Source organism: Pseudoalteromonas sp. NSLLW24, assembly GCF_015864725.1.
Lineage (GTDB): Bacteria > Pseudomonadota > Gammaproteobacteria > Enterobacterales > Alteromonadaceae > Pseudoalteromonas > Pseudoalteromonas arctica.
The window spans coordinates 232,302-252,065 of record NZ_JADYWQ010000005.1; the positions used below are offsets into that span (position 1 = coordinate 232,302).

At 39.2% G+C, this 19,764-nt stretch carries 20 protein-coding genes; 4 read left to right on the plus strand and 16 right to left on the minus strand.

The annotated features are described in order from the left end of the window. Positions 1–10: 10 nt before the first annotated feature. From I6E72_RS07390 to I6E72_RS07420, 7 genes are all read right to left on the minus strand, one after another. A complete protein-coding gene (locus I6E72_RS07390) occupies positions 11–1,846 on the minus strand; it encodes a DUF885 domain-containing protein (RefSeq protein WP_197111660.1) in 1,836 nt (611 codons plus the stop codon). 68 nt (positions 1,847–1,914) lie between these two features. Continuing rightward, positions 1,915–3,051, minus strand: coding sequence for a radical SAM family heme chaperone HemW (hemW, locus tag I6E72_RS07395; RefSeq protein ID WP_024590676.1), 1,137 nt, complete (start codon positions 3,049–3,051; stop codon positions 1,915–1,917). Then, positions 3,048–3,647: an RdgB/HAM1 family non-canonical purine NTP pyrophosphatase gene (rdgB, locus tag I6E72_RS07400; protein ID WP_197111662.1), complete on the minus strand. Its 600-nt coding sequence runs from the start codon at positions 3,645–3,647 to the stop codon at positions 3,048–3,050. Before rdgB ends, hemW begins: the two co-directional genes overlap by 4 nt. Positions 3,648–3,651: 4 nt before the next feature. Beyond that, positions 3,652–4,095 (minus strand): DUF4426 domain-containing protein, encoded by a 444-nt coding sequence (locus tag I6E72_RS07405; protein WP_007376526.1) that lies wholly within the window; start codon positions 4,093–4,095, stop codon positions 3,652–3,654. A 60-nt stretch (positions 4,096–4,155) separates the two neighbouring features. Beyond that, on the minus strand, positions 4,156–4,689 hold the full coding sequence (locus I6E72_RS07410) for a YggT family protein (protein ID WP_007585413.1): 534 nt from the start codon (positions 4,687–4,689) through the stop codon (positions 4,156–4,158). Positions 4,690–4,716: 27 nt separating this feature from the next. Further along, positions 4,717–5,538 (minus strand): pyrroline-5-carboxylate reductase, encoded by an 822-nt coding sequence (gene proC / locus I6E72_RS07415; protein WP_007585412.1) that lies wholly within the window; start codon positions 5,536–5,538, stop codon positions 4,717–4,719. A 17-nt stretch (positions 5,539–5,555) separates the two neighbouring features. Continuing rightward, the gene (locus I6E72_RS07420) at positions 5,556–6,269 is read right to left on the minus strand and encodes a YggS family pyridoxal phosphate-dependent enzyme (protein WP_007585410.1); all 714 of its coding nucleotides are present in this window, start codon (positions 6,267–6,269) and stop codon (positions 5,556–5,558) included. A gap of 2 nt (positions 6,270–6,271) precedes the next feature. On the opposite strand from I6E72_RS07420, the gene I6E72_RS07425 reads away from it, so the two are divergent. Beyond that, positions 6,272–7,312, plus strand: coding sequence for a type IV pilus twitching motility protein PilT (locus I6E72_RS07425; RefSeq protein ID WP_007585408.1), 1,041 nt, complete (start codon positions 6,272–6,274; stop codon positions 7,310–7,312). Between the two features lie 9 nt (positions 7,313–7,321). Further along, positions 7,322–8,458: a PilT/PilU family type 4a pilus ATPase gene (locus I6E72_RS07430; protein WP_010553294.1), complete on the plus strand. Its 1,137-nt coding sequence runs from the start codon at positions 7,322–7,324 to the stop codon at positions 8,456–8,458. Between the two features lie 89 nt (positions 8,459–8,547). Here the strand turns inward: I6E72_RS07430 and ruvX are convergent, their stop codons facing one another. From ruvX to I6E72_RS07460, 6 genes are all read right to left on the minus strand, one after another. After that, a complete protein-coding gene (ruvX, locus tag I6E72_RS07435) occupies positions 8,548–8,997 on the minus strand; it encodes a Holliday junction resolvase RuvX (protein ID WP_101163676.1) in 450 nt (149 codons plus the stop codon). A gap of 38 nt (positions 8,998–9,035) precedes the next feature. Continuing rightward, positions 9,036–9,593: a YqgE/AlgH family protein gene (locus I6E72_RS07440; protein WP_007585401.1), complete on the minus strand. Its 558-nt coding sequence runs from the start codon at positions 9,591–9,593 to the stop codon at positions 9,036–9,038. Positions 9,594–9,748: 155 nt separating this feature from the next. Then, positions 9,749–10,699, minus strand: a complete 951-nt coding sequence (gene gshB / locus I6E72_RS07445; protein ID WP_007585399.1) for a glutathione synthase — start codon at positions 10,697–10,699, stop codon at positions 9,749–9,751. Positions 10,700–10,753: 54 nt separating this feature from the next. Beyond that, positions 10,754–11,488, minus strand: a complete 735-nt coding sequence (gene rsmE, locus I6E72_RS07450; protein WP_024592834.1) for a 16S rRNA (uracil(1498)-N(3))-methyltransferase — start codon at positions 11,486–11,488, stop codon at positions 10,754–10,756. A 69-nt stretch (positions 11,489–11,557) separates the two neighbouring features. Continuing rightward, entirely contained in the window at positions 11,558–12,058 is a 501-nt protein-coding gene (locus I6E72_RS07455; RefSeq protein ID WP_165739977.1) for a hypothetical protein, read from the minus strand. 62 nt (positions 12,059–12,120) lie between these two features. Then, complete coding sequence (locus tag I6E72_RS07460) at positions 12,121–13,014, minus strand: DUF350 domain-containing protein (protein ID WP_007585393.1); 894 nt, start codon at positions 13,012–13,014, stop codon at positions 12,121–12,123. 77 nt (positions 13,015–13,091) lie between these two features. Between I6E72_RS07460 and glnE the strand changes: the two genes are divergently transcribed. Further along, complete coding sequence (gene glnE / locus I6E72_RS07465) at positions 13,092–15,887, plus strand: bifunctional [glutamate--ammonia ligase]-adenylyl-L-tyrosine phosphorylase/[glutamate--ammonia-ligase] adenylyltransferase (RefSeq protein WP_197111664.1); 2,796 nt, start codon at positions 13,092–13,094, stop codon at positions 15,885–15,887. A 75-nt stretch (positions 15,888–15,962) separates the two neighbouring features. Here the strand turns inward: glnE and I6E72_RS07470 are convergent, their stop codons facing one another. The 3 genes from I6E72_RS07470 to tolC form a co-directional block, all read right to left on the minus strand. Then, positions 15,963–16,535, minus strand: coding sequence for a toxin co-regulated pilus biosynthesis Q family protein (locus I6E72_RS07470; protein WP_101226493.1), 573 nt, complete (start codon positions 16,533–16,535; stop codon positions 15,963–15,965). 41 nt (positions 16,536–16,576) lie between these two features. Then, complete coding sequence (lpxL, locus tag I6E72_RS07475) at positions 16,577–17,506, minus strand: LpxL/LpxP family Kdo(2)-lipid IV(A) lauroyl/palmitoleoyl acyltransferase (RefSeq protein ID WP_024590685.1); 930 nt, start codon at positions 17,504–17,506, stop codon at positions 16,577–16,579. Positions 17,507–17,616: 110 nt separating this feature from the next. Next, positions 17,617–18,972 carry an outer membrane channel protein TolC gene (tolC, locus tag I6E72_RS07480; RefSeq protein ID WP_024590686.1) on the minus strand — a complete coding sequence of 452 codons (1,356 nt, stop codon included), beginning with the start codon at positions 18,970–18,972 and terminating at the stop codon, positions 17,617–17,619. 151 nt (positions 18,973–19,123) lie between these two features. Here tolC and I6E72_RS07485 point away from each other — a divergent pair, with 151 nt between their 5' ends. Then, positions 19,124–19,750, plus strand: coding sequence for an NUDIX domain-containing protein (locus tag I6E72_RS07485; protein WP_165725184.1), 627 nt, complete (start codon positions 19,124–19,126; stop codon positions 19,748–19,750). The last annotated feature ends 14 nt before the right edge of the window (positions 19,751–19,764 follow it).

The window sequence follows — 19,764 nt, forward strand, 5'->3', positions numbered from 1 at the left end:
TAAATTGGTTTTAAGCCTTTTTGCTTGCTACCCATTCATTAACAAAGTTTTCTAGTACATTAAGTGGTACAGGACCATTTTTAAGCACTACGTCGTGGAACTGGCGAATATCAAATTTATCACCAAGTTGCTTTTTAGCTTCTTCACGAAGCTCTAAAATCTTAAGCATACCCACTTTATAAGCCGTTGCTTGTGAAGGCATTACAATGTGACGCTCAACCATTTTAACACCGTCAGATGTTGCATTAGGCGTGTTATTTACGTAGTAATCAATACCTTCTTGGCGAGTCCACTTCATTGCGTGAATACCCGTATCAACAACTAAGCGACATGCGCGCCATAATTCCATTGAAAGACGACCAAAATCTGAGTAAGGGTCTGAGTACATGCCCATTTCTTTAGGAATGAACTCTGAGTATAAACCCCAGCCTTCAATATACGCTGTGTAGCCACCAAACTTACGGAACTTAGGAATACCTTCTAGTTCTTGCGAAATAGCTATTTGCATGTGGTGTCCCGGAATACCTTCGTGGTATGCCAGCGCTTCCATTTGATACGTTGGCATTGCTTCCATATCGTAAAGGTTAGCGTAGTAAACACCTGGGCGTGAACCATCAGGAGCTGGCTGTTGGTAAAATGCTTTACCTGCTGCTTTTTCACGGAATGCTTCAACCGCTTTTACTTTTAAACCTGCTTTTGGTTTAACAATGAATAACTCATCTAAACGCGTTTTCATTGTATCAATAAGCCCAGTGGCTTCATCAAGGTAGCGTTGTTTACCTTGTGCATCATTAGGGTAGTAAAATTGCTTGTCAGTTTTCATAAACTGCATAAACGCTTTTAAGTCGCCTTTAAAGCCAACTTTGTCTTTAATCTCACGCATTTCATCATGAATACGTGTCACTTCAGATAGACCAATTGCATGAATTTCTTTAGCAGTTAAATCTGTTGTAGTTGTGCGCTTAAGTGCGTTGTTATAAAACGCTTCGCCATCAGGTAATTTCCATGCGCCATCGCGATCATCTGCGCGTTTTTCAAGCTGTGCAAGGTAATTAATTAGTTTAGAGTAAGATGGTTTAACAGCCGATTTTAATGCATCTGATGCATCGCTGATTAACGAGTCTTTTTCGTCTTGGCTAATTTCAAGCGCTTTTACTTTACGTTTAAAGTCAGCAAGCAATGTAGAATCATCGCCTTTTTCAAACGGTGCACCGTGAATAATGTTTTTGCTTGAATCAATAACATGCGGGAATACAAATTTAGGGGCAATGATGCCTTTTTCTGCACGTACAGTTAAATCAACGATAAGCTGATCAATAACACCAGTTACACCATTTAAACGAGAAATGTAGTCTTTAGCTTCTTTTACATTACTAATTGAGTGCTGATTAATTAAAAATGCAGGGATCATAGAATGCGTACCAAACATTTGGTTCACAGGGTAATTATGGTAGCGCCATTTAAAGTCAGCAATTGAGCTTTCAAGATCTTGTTTTTTTAAGTCGTAGCTAACTTTTGTTGCATCATCTAATAAATCACGGCTGATTGCTTTTAGTGCAACTAGGTCAGCTTTTGTTTGCGCTAAATCTTTAAGCTGTCTTTCTTCGCTGCCATCATCCCACTTATCGTAATCTTGCTTAATACCCATGTATGTTTGATATACAGGACTGCTCATTACGTCGCGGTTAAATGTATCTTCAAAAAATGCATTGGCTTTGTCTATTTCACTTTGTTGTGATTGAACTGCTTGTGCAATAGGAGCCGAAGTCGCTTGTTGTGTTGTTTGCTGGCAACCAGCAAGTAGTGCAACGCTTACTGCGGCCGCAATAAAAGTAAGTTTACGCATTGTTTTCCCTTTTGTTGTTAGAAACCCATTAGGGTGTTTTATATTTATTTTTTGTGTAGCGCTGGGGGCTACACAAATAATTCTAGCAGGTCATTTAAAAAGCGATGACCTTTTAAGCTTACCTGCCAATGGCTGTCTGTTTGAGTCAATAAACCTTTATTAATTGCTTGGTTTAATGCACTTTGCTGACTTTGCAGTGGCAGTGTTGTAAGTTTATTAAAATCATTAATTGGGCAAGGCTCAACAAGGCGAAAGCGATTCATAAAAAATTCAAACGCTAAATCGTCTTGCTCTACATGCCAGCTTTTATACATATACGGTTTAATTAAATCCATATAGCCGCGTGGGTGTTTAACCTTTTCAGTACGCGTAATAAGCCCTGTATTTGCATCAGTAACCTTACCATGCGCGCCGCAGCCAATACCGAGATAATCGCCAAAACGCCAATAATTCAAGTTATGTTGGCACTGATAGCCTGGTTTTGCATAGCCCGATATTTCGTATTGTATGTAACCTGCTTGAGCTAGTAACTCGACCCCTTGCTCTTGAATGTCCCACAGTGTTTCGTCTTGTGGCAAGGTAGGAGGTTTTGAAGCAAACTGAGTATTGGGTTCAATAGTTAGTTGATACCACGATATATGCGGTGGATCGAGCGCTATTATTTGTTTTAAATCACTCAGTGCATCATCAAGTGTTTGCCCAGGTAAGCCATGCATTAAATCAAGGTTAAAGCTATTTAAACCGGCTTCTTTAGCTTGTTGCGCGGCATAGTTTGCCTCGTCGCTGCCATGAATCCGACCAAGTGCTTTTAACTTGTCGTTTTGCATGCTTTGCACACCGATAGAAATACGGTTAATGCCTGCTTTTACGTAATCTTTAAAACGACCTGTTTCTACTGTACCTGGGTTGGCTTCAAGGGTAATTTCGCAGTGTTCTTCAAGACCAATTAGGTTGTCGACTTCATTTAATAAACGAGTATAAGCCGCACCAGTTAATAAGCTCGGAGTACCGCCACCAATAAAGATACTGTGAATTTTACGTCCTTGCACTAAGTGCAAATCTGCTTTTAAATCATCAATTAAATGCTGAACATATTCAGCTTCAGGTATTTCACCTTTTTGTCCGTGGCTATTAAAATCGCAGTACGGGCATTTTTGCACGCACCAAGGTACGTGCACATATAAGCTCAGTGGTGGAAGGTTCACAGGCCGCCTTTTTGCTGTAGCTCTAGCAGTAGTTTTTGTAGTGCTTGGCCGCGATGACTCACTGCATTTTTTTGCTCTTTTGTAAGCTCAGCACTGGTACAATTTTTCTCTGCTACAAAAAATACAGGGTCGTAACCAAAGCCACCGTTGCCATTTTGAGTGATCGTAATTTCGCCTTCCCAGCTTGCACTGCAAATAAGGGGGGTAGGGTCATCTGCGTGGCGCATTAATACCAGTACACACCAAAAACGAGCACTACGGATAGGGTTATTACCCAAGTCTACGAGTAACTTATCAATGTTATCTTGATCGCTGGCACCTGGGCCTGCAAAACGGGCAGAGTAAACACCGGGTGCGCCATTTAGGCCATCAACTTCTAAACCTGAGTCATCGGCAATAGCAGGCATGCCAGTAATTTTAGCGGCATGACGCGCTTTAATAATGGCATTTTCAACAAAGGTAGTGCCGGTTTCGGCAACTTCACCTACGTTAAAATCGCTCTGTGGAACTACATTAATATTCAGAGGGCTTAGCATGTTAGCTAGCTCATTTACTTTGCCAGGGTTACCTGTAGCAAGTACTAAAGTTTTGGTCATGTTATTAATCTACGTAAAATTTTTGCTGAAACTGTAATTTTTGAAATTGATTACTTTGTTGTATTTCAATCTCAAAGCGTAAAATCTCTTCGTTGGTATAATCAACTTGGGCAAGGTAATAAATTGAATCACCTTCTTTTACTTCTTTAAAAGTAAGCGTTTGTTTATTGCCAAGTAGGTTTCTAGCTGTGCCAGTAAGCTTTGCTGTTTGGGCTGTATTTTCGGCATCATTTTTTAAAACAGAAATATTTACAATGCCTTTGTATCCGCTTCGCTCAAGGCCATACGCTTTTGCTATTTTTGGCTGAATAAAAGTAGAAGGAAAGGCGATGTAATGCACTTGCCAAGGGCCAAGCTCTTTATATTGTGCGCCTTGCATTTCTTCGCTTTGCGCGTTAAATGCAAATGCTAAACAAGCAATAAAACAAAACTTAATTAAACGGTTCATTATGTATTCCTCAAAACATATAAAAAAGAGGCCTTTGGGCCTCTAATTAAAAAATCCATATTAGACTAAAAAATCCATAAGCAGCATTTGCAAAAACTGAATACCAATAATAAGTACTAAAACTGATAAATCTAAGCCACCCATTGATGGCAATATTTTACGAATTGGTTTTAGCATTGGTTCAGTAAGCTGATGGAAAACCGCTTCTATAGGGTTATAACCTTGGCTAACCCAGCTTAAAATAGCGCGAATAATAAGTACCCAAAAAACTAAGTTAAGGCCTTCTTTTAGTACCGTTATAAGTGCTTGTATAATTACAGGCTGTATTGCCCACGCATTATATATAACAAGCATTAAAGTACTAATTTTGGCTACAGCCACTATAAATGCCAGCAACAGAGATGCTAAATCAAGTCCGCCAAATCCCGGAATGATTTTACGCAGTGGTTTTACCGCAAACGAAGTGGCTTTAACCACAAACTGGCTCATTGGATTATAAAAGTCGGCTTTTGCCCACTGCAGCCAAAAGCGCAGTAATACCACCATTAAAAACAAATCAAACAGGGTACTGATTAAAAATTGCATGGCATTCATAGTGTAACCTTCAATAAAAAAGTGGTTTTAAAGTTCTTTTTCCATTTGCTCTGCACGCGCAATACACGCATCCATTGCATCGCCAACGGTTTTAGTTAAGCCTTCATCTTTTAAGTGCTCAACAGCTGCGTGAGTAGTACCGCCTTTAGATGTTACGTTTGAACGTAGTTGCGAAATAGTAATATCAGGCTGGCTAAGTGCCATTTCTGCGGCGCCAAGGGCTGTTTGTTGTACTAAACGACGAGCGTCTTCATCATTAAAGCCCAGCGCTTTAGCTTTTTCTTCTATGGCTTCCATAAATAAGAAAAAGTAAGCTGGTGATGAGCCGGTCACAGCAATAATATCGTTAATTTGTGATTCTTTTTCGACCCATACAACAATGCCAGTGCATTCAAAAACTTGTTGTACAAACTCGTGTTCGCTTTGTGTTTCGCCCGCGCCATATAAACCTGATACACCACGGCCTAATAAAGACGGTGTATTTGGCATACAACGTACCATTTTAACGTCTTGACCTAGCATTTCACGTAAACGTTTTACAGTTAAGCCCGCAGCAACAGAAATAAACAGTTTATCGCTAAAATCTACGCCCGACTCTTGAAACGATTTACATAAATCGCCCATCATTTGTGGTTTAACAGACAAAACAATTACATCAGCATCGCGCAGGGCTTCGTTATTGTCACTGGTAGTTTGCACCTTGAAATCAAAGGCTACCTTTTCAAGCTTTTCTTGGTTGCGGTTAGTCGCAATAATGTTACTTGCGTTAAAACCGTTTTTTACCATGCCACCAATAATGGCGTAGCTCATATTACCTGTGCCTATAAATGCGATTTTTTTATCTGACATAAATCTGTTATCACCTTTTAAGTTCGTGTTCCAAAAATGTCTGTGCCGATCCTTACCATGGTTGAGCCTGCACTAATGGCAGCTTCAACATCGTTACTCATACCCATCGACAAAGTATCTACTTGAGGATATTGGGTCTTTAGTTTATCAAAGCAAGTTTGTAATTGCTCAAAAGATTGAATTTGCGTATCCAGATCGTTGCTTTTAGCGGGAATTGCCATTAAACCTCGAAGTGTTAAGTGCTCACATTGGTTAATAAAATCGGCAAGTTCATCTATTTCATCGCGGTGGCAACCCGACTTCGCTTCCTCATTACTTATATTTACTTGAATAAGTATATTAAGAGGCTGTTTATCGTCTGGGCGCTGGGAATCTAATCGTTTCGCTATTTTTATGCGATCAACACTTTGCACCCAATCAAAGTTGGCAGCCACTAAAGCACTTTTATTAGATTGAATAGGGCCAATGAAATGCCAAATGATGTCGCTATATGACTGTAGTTGAGCTATTTTATCTATAGCCTCTTGAACATAAGATTCACCAAATTCGCGCTGACCATGCTCATAAGCTGCAATAACATCTTCGCTTGGTTTAGTTTTAGACACTGCCAGTAGAGTGACTTCGTTAGTGTTTCGTTGTGCAATTTTTGCCGCGTCTGCAATTCTAGCGTAGGCGGATGTGAGTCGTTCTGCTATTGTAACCATATATTTATCAGTTAGTTGTGGAGTCATAAATGGATATTACCGAATTATTAGCGTTTAGTGTGCAACACAAAGCATCCGATTTACATTTATCGTCGGGTGTTTCACCTATGATACGCGTAGACGGTGATGTTCGCCGCATTAATATACCAGCCCTTGCAGACAAAGACGTAAACAGTCTGGTTTACGATATTATGAACGATAATCAACGCAAGGACTATGAACAAAATCTCGAAGTGGATTTTTCGTTTGAAGTGCCTAATTTAGCACGTTTTCGTGTGAATGCGTTTAACTCTAATCGCGGGCCTGCTGCGGTATTTCGTACCATACCAAGTGAAGTGTTAACGCTTGATGATTTAGGTGCGCCAGATATTTTTAAAACAATCTCCGATACCCCACGTGGACTCGTGTTAGTGACAGGTCCAACGGGCTCTGGTAAATCAACAACACTTGCCGCTATGGTCGATTATATAAATCAAAATAAACATCACCATATTCTAACAATAGAAGATCCAATCGAGTTTGTTCACGATAATAAATTAAGCCTTATTAATCAACGTGAGGTACATCGCGATACTCATAGCTTTTCAAACGCGCTACGTAGTGCATTGCGTGAAGATCCAGATGTAATACTTGTGGGTGAGTTACGTGATTTAGAAACAATTCGTCTTGCAATGACCGCTGCTGAAACGGGTCACTTAGTGTTTGGCACGTTGCATACAACATCTGCACCAAAAACCATTGACCGTATTATCGATGTATTCCCAGGTGAAGAAAAATCAATGGTACGTTCAATGTTATCTGAATCTTTGCGTGCTGTTATCTCGCAAACACTGCTTAAAAAGATTGGTGGCGGGCGAGTTGCAGCACACGAAATTATGATTGCAGTACCTGCTATTCGTAACTTAATTCGTGAAGATAAAATTGCACAAATGTACTCGTCTATTCAAACCGGTGCGTCTGTGGGCATGCAAACAATGGATCAATGTTTAACTAATTTAGTTAATCACGGCATTGTTACAAATGCGGCAGCGAAAGAAAAAGCACAAGACAAAACACAATTTGGCGGGTAAGAAACTATTATGGCTTTATCTTTAAACGACTTTTTACTCATCATGATTGAGAAAAAAGGCTCTGACTTATTTGTATCGAGTCAGCTACCTGTAAGTGCAAAAATAAACGGCGAGCTAACAGCCCTCAGTGACGATAGGCTTACAGATGAGCAATCGCTTGAGTTAGTTGAATCTGCAATGAGCGAAAAGCAAAAAGCAGAGTTTCATACAACGAAAGAATGTAACTTTGCGATTGCCACCGACGAAGGACGCTTTCGTATTTCTGCCTTTTGGCAACGCGATAAAGCAGGTATGGTTATTCGCCGTATTGTTACGCAAATACCTGATGTGAGTGAGCTAGGTCTTCCTTCTATTCTTACCGATGTAATTATGTCTAAGCGTGGCCTTGTTTTGTTCGTTGGTGGTACTGGCACGGGTAAATCAACCTCGCTAGCCGCACTTATTGGCTACAGAAACCGACATCAACGTGGTCATATACTGACTATTGAAGATCCGATTGAATTTGTTCATGAGCATCGTAAAAGTATTATTACTCAACGCGAAGTAGGGCTTGATACCGAAAGCTTTGAGTCAGCACTTAAAAGCTCATTACGCCAAGCTCCCGATGTAATTTTGATTGGTGAAATTCGCTCTCAAGAAACTATGGAATACGCACTAAGCTTTGCCGAAACAGGTCATTTATGTGTTGCAACACTGCATGCTAATAATGCTAACCAAGCGATTGACCGTATTATGCATTTAGTTCCAAAAGAAAAACACGATAAGCTTAAGTACGATTTAGCACTTAATTTACGTGCTATCGTGGCGCAGCAATTAGTGCCGACTGCTGATGGTGAAAGCCGTGTTGCAGCTATTGAAATATTGCTTAACTCACCAATGGTTGCTGAACTGATTAAAAACGGTGATATTGGTGGTATTAAAGAGGCAATGGCTAAATCGAAAGAAATGGGCATGCAAACCTTTGACCAAGCATTATTTGAGCTGTATAGACAGCAGCGAATTAATTACGCTGATGCACTGCATCATGCTGATTCGCCAAATGATTTACGCTTAATGATTAAACTGCGCAATAACGAACAGCAAGGTGCGGGCTTTTTACAAGGCGTTACTATTGATGGCCTTGACGATAAAAATAGCGATCAATGATTTAAAAAGTAATGAATATAAATACTTAATATAAAAAAAGCGCCAATTGGCGCTTTTTATTTATATAACAGGTTATTTATATAGCCTGTTTATTCACCGTAACTAGACTCAAAAAAACTTTCTAAAATAATAACCGCAGACATATTATCTACGTTACCTTTGCCTAAGTTTTTATAGCCACCACTTTCAAAAAGTCGCGCTTTAGCATCCGCAGTCGTTAAACGCTCGTCTTGTGTTTGTACCGGAATGCCATAATGATTATGTAATCTGTTGGCAAACTTTTTTGCTTTAAAGGTAACCTCTTGTGACGTTCCATCCATATTTAGTGGTAAGCCAACAACCATTAAGTCAGGCTGCCATTCGGTTACTTGTACAGCAATATGGTCCCAGTTAGGAATGCCATCTTGTGCTTTTACAGCCTTAAGGCCAGAGGCGCTGCCTGTTAGCTCTTGCCCAATAGCAATACCAATACTTTTGGTGCCAAAGTCAAAGCCCATTACAGTGCGTTCGCCTTGCGGCTTAAGCGATTTTTTTGTCATGTGTATCTTGTTTAAGTTTGCTAAGGGTTAAGTTACTATTATGCGTGACCAGCTTCAGGGCTGAGTTGGCTAATATCAAAGCCCAACATTGAAACTGCTTTTTCCCATCGTTTTTCAACGGGGGTATCAAAAATGATCTTCGGATCGGCTTCTATGATCAACCAACTGTTATCAAGTAACTCTTGTTCGAGTTGTCCTTGCTCCCACCCTGAATAACCCAATGTAATAATAAATTGTTCAGGTGCTTGTGCGGTAGTTAAGCTTGCTAAAACGTCTTTTGAGGTAGTGATCATAATATCGCTACTGAGTTTTTGGCTTGCTGAATAACCTGATTGAGGAGAGTGCAAAACAAAACCACGGTCAGTTTTAACGGGTCCGCCTGCAAACACACTTACTTTTGCTGCGTTTTGCGTTTTGTCGTTATCAATTTCTATTTTATCTAAAAGTTCGCCAACGGTAACATCAATAGGTTGGTTTATTACCAAGCCCATAGCCCCATCTTCATTGTGCTCACAAATATAGGTAACAGCACGTTTAAAAAAAGGGTCTTGCATCGACGGCATCGCGATTAAAAAATGATTTTCTAATGACTGCATAGATTTCACCCTTTTTAGTTAATGAACTTTGAGTATGGCACATACCTTTGTTTTTAAAACTAAAAAAGCACTTTCATACAGTTTAAAAATTAATAGTTAACAACTATATTAAAATTTATGACACGAAAGTGCTTTTAATAACGATAGGTAGATACTTATTTATCTAGCTTTCTTTCAATGGCATCAAACAAAATACCTGTAATAGAAATATCATAAGCAGCTTCAATTTCGCGCACGCACGTTGGTGCAGTTACGTTAATTTCAGTTAATTTATCGCCAATAATATCTAAACCTACAAATATTAAGCCTTTTTCTTTAAGCGTTGGTGCAACCGCTTGCGCTATTTTTAAATCTGACTCGCTAAGTGGACGGGCTTCGCCTCGACCGCCAACAGCTAAATTACCGCGTGTTTCACCATTTTGTGGAATTCGCGCTAAACAATACGGAATAACCTCACCATCAATAACCAATACGCGCTTGTCGCCTTGTTTGATCTCTGGGATGTAATTTTGCACCATAGCAAAGCGGCTGCCGTGCTCGGTTAGCGTTTCACAAATTACACCAATGTTGGCATCGTCTTCTCTAAGGCGGAAAATAGATGCGCCACCCATGCCATCAAGGGGTTTTAAAATAATGTCTTTATGCTCGGCTAAAAACTCACGAATTTGTTTTTGGCTACGTGTAACAAGTGTGTCTGGCGTATGTTCGCTAAACCATGCTGTAAATAGCTTTTCGTTAGCATCGCGAAGGCTTTGTGGCTTGTTAATTATTAACGTACCTTCTTGTTCTGCACGCTCTAAAATATACGTCGCGTAAATGTATTCGGTATCAAAAGGAGGATCTTTTCGCATTAAAATAACATCAAGGTCGGCAAGGGCTATAGTGGCTTTTTCTTCAAGCTCGTACCATTTTTCTGCATTATTAAACACTTGCGCTTTAGACGCTGTAGCGTACGACTTACCTTTACGAAGAGATAAATCATCCATCTCCATATAATAAATTTCGTAGCCGCGTTCTTGCGCTTGCATCATCATTGCAAAACCGGTGTCTTTTTTGATGTTAAATCCACTAATAGGATCTGAAATAATACCTAACTTAATTGCCATGCGCTGTGCCTTACTATAAATGTTACTGTTTATATGAGGGTGCTTTTAGTTATTTCAATTAGCTAAATCGCCAAATTGAAGTTGTAATGCACTTAAGACCGTTAAAGCGGCTGTTTCCGTTCGTAAAACGCGCGGGCCTAAGCGAATATCCACAAATTCTAGTTGTTTAGTTAGTGCTATTTCATCGTCGGTAAAGCCGCCTTCTGGGCCGACTAAAAAGCGTACGCCATCTTTAGGTACCGTAATGGTTTTAATGCTGTGCTCAGCACGAGGGTGAAGAGTGAGCTTAATTGCATTGGTTTGTTGTGCAAGCCATTGTTTTAAATCTACAGGGGGATGAATAATTGGCACAAAATTACGCCCAGATTGCTCTGCCGCTGCTATTGCAATTTTTTGCCATTGTTGGTGTTTTTTCTCAAGACGATCGCCCATTAGTTTCACGCCACAGCGCTGACTAAAAATAGGGGTGATTTCGGTAATGCCCAGTTCAACTGACTTTTGAATTGTAAAATCCATTTTATCACCACGGGATACACACTGGCCTAAATGAATTTTAAGCGGGGATTCTACATCATGAGGATTAAGCTCTAACGGCATTACGACGACTGTTTTTTTTGTTACCTCAATTATTTCACTAAGGTATTCGCCGCCTTCGCCATTAAAAATAGATACATGCTCGCCTACTTTCATGCGCAGCACTCTGCCAATATGCCCTGCAGCATCGTCATCTAAAGTTACAGGGGTGTTTAGGGCAATACTCGATGTTTGATAAATATGAGGAACTCGCATAGGGCGTCACTTATTACTTAGCGTAAAAATATATACTGCTATGGTAAGTAAGCTGGGAGCTGTGCGCAATTATTTATTTTTATTAAGTTGCTCTGCAAGGTCTATTAAATCTTGTGGTGTGTGCGCTATATCGTGATGATTTTGCGAAGGTTCTGTTAACGTCTCGTCAGTAACTAGGCTTAGTGTATAGCCTGTATCATCAAAGCTTATTAAAAAGCGCTTTTCATGTAACGAGTTATAAATAAAGCGTTGTTTATCGCTTGCTAGTAAGTAATCGGTACTATTAAAAAGGACTCCGTGTAAATCGTGATGCTCTTTTAGATAGTTAATTAATTCAGAAACGCTTATTTCGTTTTCAAGGTCGCAATAACTATAGTCTTTAATAAGTTCGTCAAACATCATTTTTACTAACTGGCGGGTATTACTGCCTGCTGCAATAAGCGTACTCGCTTTTGTTTTACCATTATTATTTACATAGTATTCGGCAAATGCTCGGCTAAATTCGTTGTCTATGTCAATTAACAAGTAATTCGTTATTTCAAGTGGCATAGAGCTAGGACCTTGTTGCATTTAAGTAATTACCATTATTACTTAAATGCAGACTTTTAATGGCTGTATTTTAGTAAAAAGGTCTAAAGAGAAAACATGCTAATAAGTAAATAGCCTATAGCACAAAAAACAGCAAACTCTATACATGCTACCCCAATATTATCTTGATGGTCTATTTCAAGAGCCGTATCAATATTTGGTAAAGAGATAACTTTTATCACATACGTTAAGCTGTAAAGCAGTATCCACATTACACCGCAATGCATAACGAGTGTAAATATGTTTTCTACCATTTTACCGTTTTGAAATGCTGCGCTAGATAAACCAGCATACACAGCCAATGCTAAACCTATTGATTTGCCAGCATACCTTATACCAATAGATGTATTCTCTAGGTTAAAGTTACTTTGTAGCGAAGCTCCTTGATTTGCTTTTGCAAAGCGGTGTTCTCGTATTTTACTATCCAGTGCAAACATTCCCTGAAGCGTAAAAAAGCTAACACAAGCAATAAGTAAGTTGCTAAATCCTTGGGTGTGCGTCCACGTGTACAAGCCAAGTGCGATAATACAGTTAGCGATTAACATGCCTGAATCTACCAATGCAGCACATACATTTTGTTTTAGTATGGCAGCTTCTTCGTTAAACCTGTGGAGTATCCATTTTCTGTGAATTAAATGACCCACTTTTATAAAAGTGAATAAAAGAATAATAATAATTAACACTTTTAACGGGTTTGACTGTGCGGTACTTATACTTATTTCGTCAAATAAGAAAGCCATAGTGGCTATAACAACTGATATTTCAGATGCAAAACTAATACCCATGGCAAAGTTGTCGTGTTGTGCTAGCTCATCTTTAAGCGCTTGTTTTGCTTTGATTTGAGTGACAACTCGTAAACAAAAAATAGTTATGCAAATAACCGCAAAACTAATGGCAATCGCAATAAAACTAGTGTTAGATAAAGACAAATATGACATGGTAATCCTAATTAAGTTAACCTTTCTAGGTTTTAATCATTCTAGTACGGTTATTGATGATATAAAAGAGAGGATTGATGAGTAACGTAAAGCAACTTCCTATTCAATTACAAAAACTTGGCTTGATGCGCTTTGAACAGTTATACCCGCAGCAAAGTAAACAAAGTGAAGTTGTAAGGTTATTAGCATTAAGCGACTTTGCTTGGCGCAGTTTAGAATCACAACCTGATTTAAATACTTGGCTATTATGCAAAGACGAAATACAAAATAGAGTAATAGATTCTCCTTTTAAAAACCTTAATTTAGCTGATATTGATGAAGTGCAGTGCCATAAAGTATTTCGCCAATATCGTGAAAAGTACTGGCTCAAAGTCGCCTTTTTAGATTTATGCTGTAACAATCCCATTGCCGATAGTATTAATTACATAAGCCAACTGGCTGACATGCTAATAAATAGTGCTAACCAATGGGCGCATGCACAGGTGGCAAAAGTAAATGGTGAGCCGCTTGATGAGCAAAACCAAGCAATGCCGTTAATGGTGTTGGGTATGGGAAAACTTGGCGGACAAGAGCTAAATTACTCCTCTGATATTGATCTCATTTTTGCATATCCGCGCAGTACAAAAACCCAAGGTGGCCGCAGAAGCCTTGAGGCTCAAGTATTTTATACCAAAGTTGCACAAAAGCTCATTGCATCACTTAACCAAGCCACCGGTGACGGGCAGGTATTTAGGGTTGATATGCGCCTACGCCCGTTTGGCGAAAGTGGCCCTTTGGTTATGAGCTTTAATGCCATTGAAGATTACTACCAAGAACAAGGTCGCGACTGGGAACGCTACGCGATGTTAAAAGGGCGCTTAATTGGCACGCCTAACAAATATTGGGATGAATTTATTAAGCTTTTAAAGCCGTTTGTTTATCGCCGGTATATTGATTTTTCGGTGATTGAATCTTTGCGTAAAATGAAGTTAATGATTGCACAAGAGGTTCGCCGTAAACGCTTAACTAATAATATAAAATTAGGAGCTGGTGGTATTCGTGAAGTTGAATTTATAGTGCAAGCCCTACAAATGGTACGAGGTGGGCGAGAGGCTAATTTACAAACTCAATCATTACTTAAAGCATTAAATGAGCTGGCACTTAGCCAAGTTATAGATGAGCAAGAAGCGAGCGAGCTTAAACGCAATTACCTTTATTTGCGAAAAGTTGAACAGTACTTACAAATATTTGACGATCAGCAAACGCAAACACTCCCCGATGATGAATTGAACCAGCAGCGCTTAAACTTATTATTAGAACAAGCTGATTTTTCTGCCACTTTAATCACTATTGAAAAGGTAATGAAGCAAGTTAACGGCGAGTTTGCACTCGTTATTGGCGAAGAAACCGCGCCACTAGATACCTGTGAAGGTGCATTTATTAGTGCTTGGGATCATGGTGATGTGAGCTTTCTAAAAGAGGCTAGAGATGAATGGCAAGCACCCCTTAACGATTTTAAATTAAGGCTGTCTAAGGTCAACATAGGTAACCGAGGGCGTGAAACCCTTGATAAATTAATGCCTGTTTTATTGAGCCAGTTAAATGACTTTAATGCCAGCGCAGCTGCTTTTACAATGGTTTGCCAAATTTTTAATAAGATAATTTCACGTACTGCTTATTTAGAATTGCTGTACGAAAACCAAGGTGCATTAAAGCAACTTGTTTTACTGTGTTGTCATAGCAAATGGATAGGCGAGCATATTTCTCGCTACCCTATATTGCTGGATGAGCTAATAGACCCGGCTGTTCTTTATAAACCGACACCATTAACCGCTTATAAAGATGAAATAAGACAGTATTTTTTGCGAATAGAGCATGACGATTTAGAACTGCAAATGGAGTCGCTTAGGCAATTTAAGCAAACGCATCAATTACGAATTGCTGCTGCTGATGCAACCGGTGTTCTTGATGTAATGAAAGTAAGCGATCACTTAACCGTATTGGCTGAAGCGATTGTTGATCAAGCTGTTAATATTGCATGGCATAACACCGTTAAGCGTTTTGGTATGCCCCCTGGCACTGATGATGAAAACAAAGGTTTTGCTGTTATTGCATATGGTAAAACAGGCGGCTTAGAAGTAGGGTACGACTCAGATTTAGATTTGGTGTTTGTGCATAATCATGATGGCTCAAGCCAAACCAATGGTGAAAAACCGATAGATTCTCGCCAGTTTTATTTAAAACTCGCTCAGCGCTTAATGCATTTATTTAATACTCGTACTGCATCGGGTATTTTGTATGAGCTTGATACGCGATTACGCCCTGAAGGTGCATCAGGTTTACTTGCTATCAATTTAGAGAGCTTTAATCACTATCAGCAAACTCAAGCATGGACGTGGGAACATCAAGCACTTGTGCGGGCTCGGTTAATTTTGGGCCAAGACGATCTTATAGAGCGTTTTTCACAAATTCGTAAAAGTATTCTTTGCCAACAGCGCGATGATACCGTGTTAAAAGCCGATGTAATAAAAATGCGCGAAAAAATGCGCGATCATCTAGCGAAAGGAAATACTGAACAATTTGATTTAAAACAAGATATTGGTGGTATGGCTGATATTGAGTTTATTACGCAATATTTAGTACTTAAACACGCGAATGAGTTTGAGCAGCTTACCGTTTATTCAGATAACGTAAGAATATTAACGGATGCAGCAAATATAGGCTGTATTACTAAAGAGCAAAAACAGCAGTTGATCAAAGCGTATATTGATTATCGCTCGTGTTATCACGTGCTGAGCTTGGATCAAAAAGGCAAATTGATCTCGCGAGAAGCTTTTTTACAAGATATTACTAACGTAACGAATATTTGGAATAGTATTTTTGAATTGAATTGAATTGAATTGAATTGAATTGAATTGTAAAACCCAAGCGCTTGCTTGGGTTTTTTGTACGTGTAAACCCTTAAACCCTTAAACCTTTAGCTTTAAACAGTTTGTTCTCACAAATTCTGATGGTAACTCTGTAATAACCGCTGCTCTTTGTTTGTGGCAAAAGTAAGTGTAAACCTCATGCTCAAAGTCGTCATTTATAGCACGACCAATTTGATAAAGTGCTGAAGTAAAGTTGCTGTCTACTCTAAAATGATCTTTAACTACGTAGTCTTTACTTAAATACCAGTAAAGCTCAATACCTTCATTTTTAGCATATTGATAGAGTACGTCTTTAAGTGTTGTGCCATTTTCAAAGCGCCTAGGCTCAACTTCTCCAGTCCAATTTGTAGGCATTGGATCTACTGTTCGCGCACGTTCAGCCAATACTCTATCCAAGGTTTGTTCTGGTGTTTTAAGTTTTAAAACAAATTGATCTCGTTCTTTATTACTTTTTACTTGGTTACGAATAGAAGAGTAAAAACGTGATAATCCTTCGGCAGCTGCATTTTTAGATTTTTTAATATCAAATAAAGAACCATCACTCAACAAAAAGTATACGGCGAGTGCTATTAGTACAGCTGCAAATGATAAATGCTTAATCCAAAACCACATGATTATTACCCACCTTATTTGTTCCTATTATTGTTATACCATTACTTTTTATAAAAAGAAGGGGTATTTTTATCAGGTCGAGTTTTAAAACGACGGTGTAGCCACATATATTGTTCGGGTGCGGCATTAACAGATTGTTCCATGCGTTGATTTACACGTGTTACATCAGCCTTATTATCACCACTGGGGAAGTTTTCAAGCTCTGGCAGTATTTCTAAGTGATATTTACCATTTTCATCACGGCGAGTTATTAAACTCATTGTTTCGCAGTTTTTACTGCCTGCAAACATAAGAGTACCCGTTGTAGTTGCAGCGTCAGGTACTGCGTAAAATGGGACAAATTCACAGCGGTTACGACCGTAATCTTGATCGGGTAAGTAATAACATACCTTTTTATTTTTTAATGCTTTTAGTAAACCTTTTACATCTTTTCGACCGATTAAATATTCGTTAGAGCGAAGGCGCCCATTAGTCGTAAAGTATTCCATTAGTGGGTTGTTATGAGGGCGATAAAAGCCAACACCCTGACACTCTAAGCCCATAATACGGCTAGCCATTTCAAGATGCAGAATATGAGGTACAAGCAATAAAACACCTTTACCAGACGCTTGTACGCGTTCAAAGTGCTCAAGCCCTTTAAAAGACCCTAATGCTTTTTGTGCTCGCCACTGTGGCCACCACCAGGCCATGCCAGTCTCAACCATTGCAATACCGGTGTTTTCCATATTTTTGAGCACAAGGTCTTTTTGATCTGCTGCGCTCATATCAGGAAAACACAGCTTAATATTTACTTCTGCAATATGGCGACGGCGCTTCATAAATTTATGAACTAAGCGACCAAGCTGTTTACCCATTGCTAATTGTAGTTTTTGCGGTAACCAAGAAATTAAATATAAAAATAGAACGCCAATCCACGTTAACCAGTATCGAGGGCCCAAAAAAGATGCTTTAAAAGGAGATGAGGTGACCACAAAAATATCTCTGAGAATAAAAACGATAGTTTAACGCTAAGCGCTGTAAAATACAAAAAGCCAGCATTTAGCTGGCTTCCAATGTGTTCATACTGCACGAGTAATGAAAATTAAGCGGCTTTTAAACCTTGGTTTATAGCAACTAAATCTGCACTTGTTAATGTACCCGCAGCTTGTTTTAGGCGAAGGGTAGATAACACATAACGGTAACGTACATCAGCAAGGTTACGCTTTGCATCGTACAAATTTTGCGTACTTACTAGTACGTCAACAATGGTACGAGTACCTACTTCAAAACCAGCTTCAGTTGCTTTAAGGGCACTTTGAGCTGAAACAACCGCTTGCTCTAGCGCTTTGTAAGTAGCAATGTCTGAAACAACTTGATTATAAGATGTAATTACTGTGCGAGTTACTGCGCGGTAATTTGTTTCATAGTCTTGGCTCGCACCTACGTAAAACGCACGGGCCTGATTTGTTGCAGCAACTGTTGCACCACCTGAATATAAAGGCACGCTAAAGTTAAGCCCTACAGAGCTTGAGTCTGAACGAGGCTGATCATCAAAGTTAGCGCCATTTATTTGATTGTCTGTAAGAGAATCGCCATAACTAGCACTTAGTGTCAGCTTTGGATAATGACCCGCTTTTGCTAATTCAATTTGATCTTTTGCAATATCAACCGTTACTTTAGACACTTGTAGGTTTATATTTTTATCTTCAGCTACTTTAACAAAGTCGCTTGAGCGCTTAGTTGGTTTAGTTGTTGAGAAAGTATCTGTATTTAAAAAGTCTAATTTTTCGTGATATTTACCTGTAATCTCACGAAGTTGCTCACGTGCTGTTTCTACAGCATTACCTGCAATAATTTCTTGAGCTACAGAGTTATCAAACTGAGCTTGCGCTTCGTGTACGTCTGTAATTGCTGTTAAGCCTACCGCATAACGTTGTTTTGTTTGCTCAAGTTGACGTTCAATTGCACGTTTTTCAGCTTCAACAAATTCAAGGTTATCGCTTGCACTTAATACGTTAAAATAACCTTCAGCAACGCGTACAATTAAGTTTTGTTTAGCTGCATCGTATAGGCCGCTTGCTTGAAGCGCTTGCTTGTCGGCAATATCTAACGTATTCCAGGCACCTAAATCAAATAATGTTTGGCTTAAGCTCACACCGCGAGAGAATTGGTCTGTATCACTTTCAACTTTTACTTGGTTAGATAAGTCGCCAACGCTTTGGTACGACGTTGCATCGCTTTTTGTATAACCCATAGTTAAACCAATTTGAGGTAATAGTGCACTCATCGCCAAATCGCTTTGGTAAGACTGCGCATCGGCTTGGGCTTTTGCTTTTAAAACAGTAGGATCGTTAGCTGTCGCTATTTCAAAAACTTGTAGTAAATCTTCAGCTTTCACTGCTGTTGCACCTAATGCGCATGATAAACTAACTAGCGCCGCAAGAATGTTCTTTTTCATGTGGGGTTCGGTCCTTAGACAATTTTTGTACTAAAAGCATGTTAACCTGTTTTACTGCATAACAAAAAAAATAATTAGTAAAACAGTATGTTCAAGTGTAACAGAATATATTAACGCATTTTAAAGCTTTAGATAAGTAGGAGGTAGCTACGTGGTTGATAAAAAACTCGTTCAATTTACACATAAAGATGTGAATTTAAAGCCAACAAAAAACCTTTATAAAGGTTTTTTTCAGGTTGATTTATACCAATTTGAACATGCTCTTTTTGCGGGTGGAAAATCTAAAGTAATTAGCCGAGAAATATTAGAACGTGGCGATGCAATTGCAGTACTCCCTTACGATCCAATATCAGATACTGTTCTTTTAATTGAGCAAATACGTATTGGCGCTATTAAAAGCAAGCATTCGCCTTGGCTGCTAGAGTGTATAGCTGGAATGACAGACGGCAGCACTGATTACGAATCAGTTGTAAAAAAAGAAGCGTATGAAGAAGCTGGGCTTGAATTAACTGAACTTGAATTTATGCTTTCATACCTATCAAGCCCTGGTGGCACAACTGAGCGCTTACATTTATATTTAGCGCGTACTGACTTAAGCCAAGTGAAATCAGGTGTATATGGTCTTGAAACTGAAGGGGAGGATATAAAAACTCACATTCTATCAGTTGATGATGCGCTAATGCGCCTCAATAACGGTGAAATGGATAATGCGGCAACGGTTATTTGTATGCAGTGGCTTGCGCTTAATCGTGAAAAAATGGCAAGTAAATGGGCATAAACTCTTACTAATAT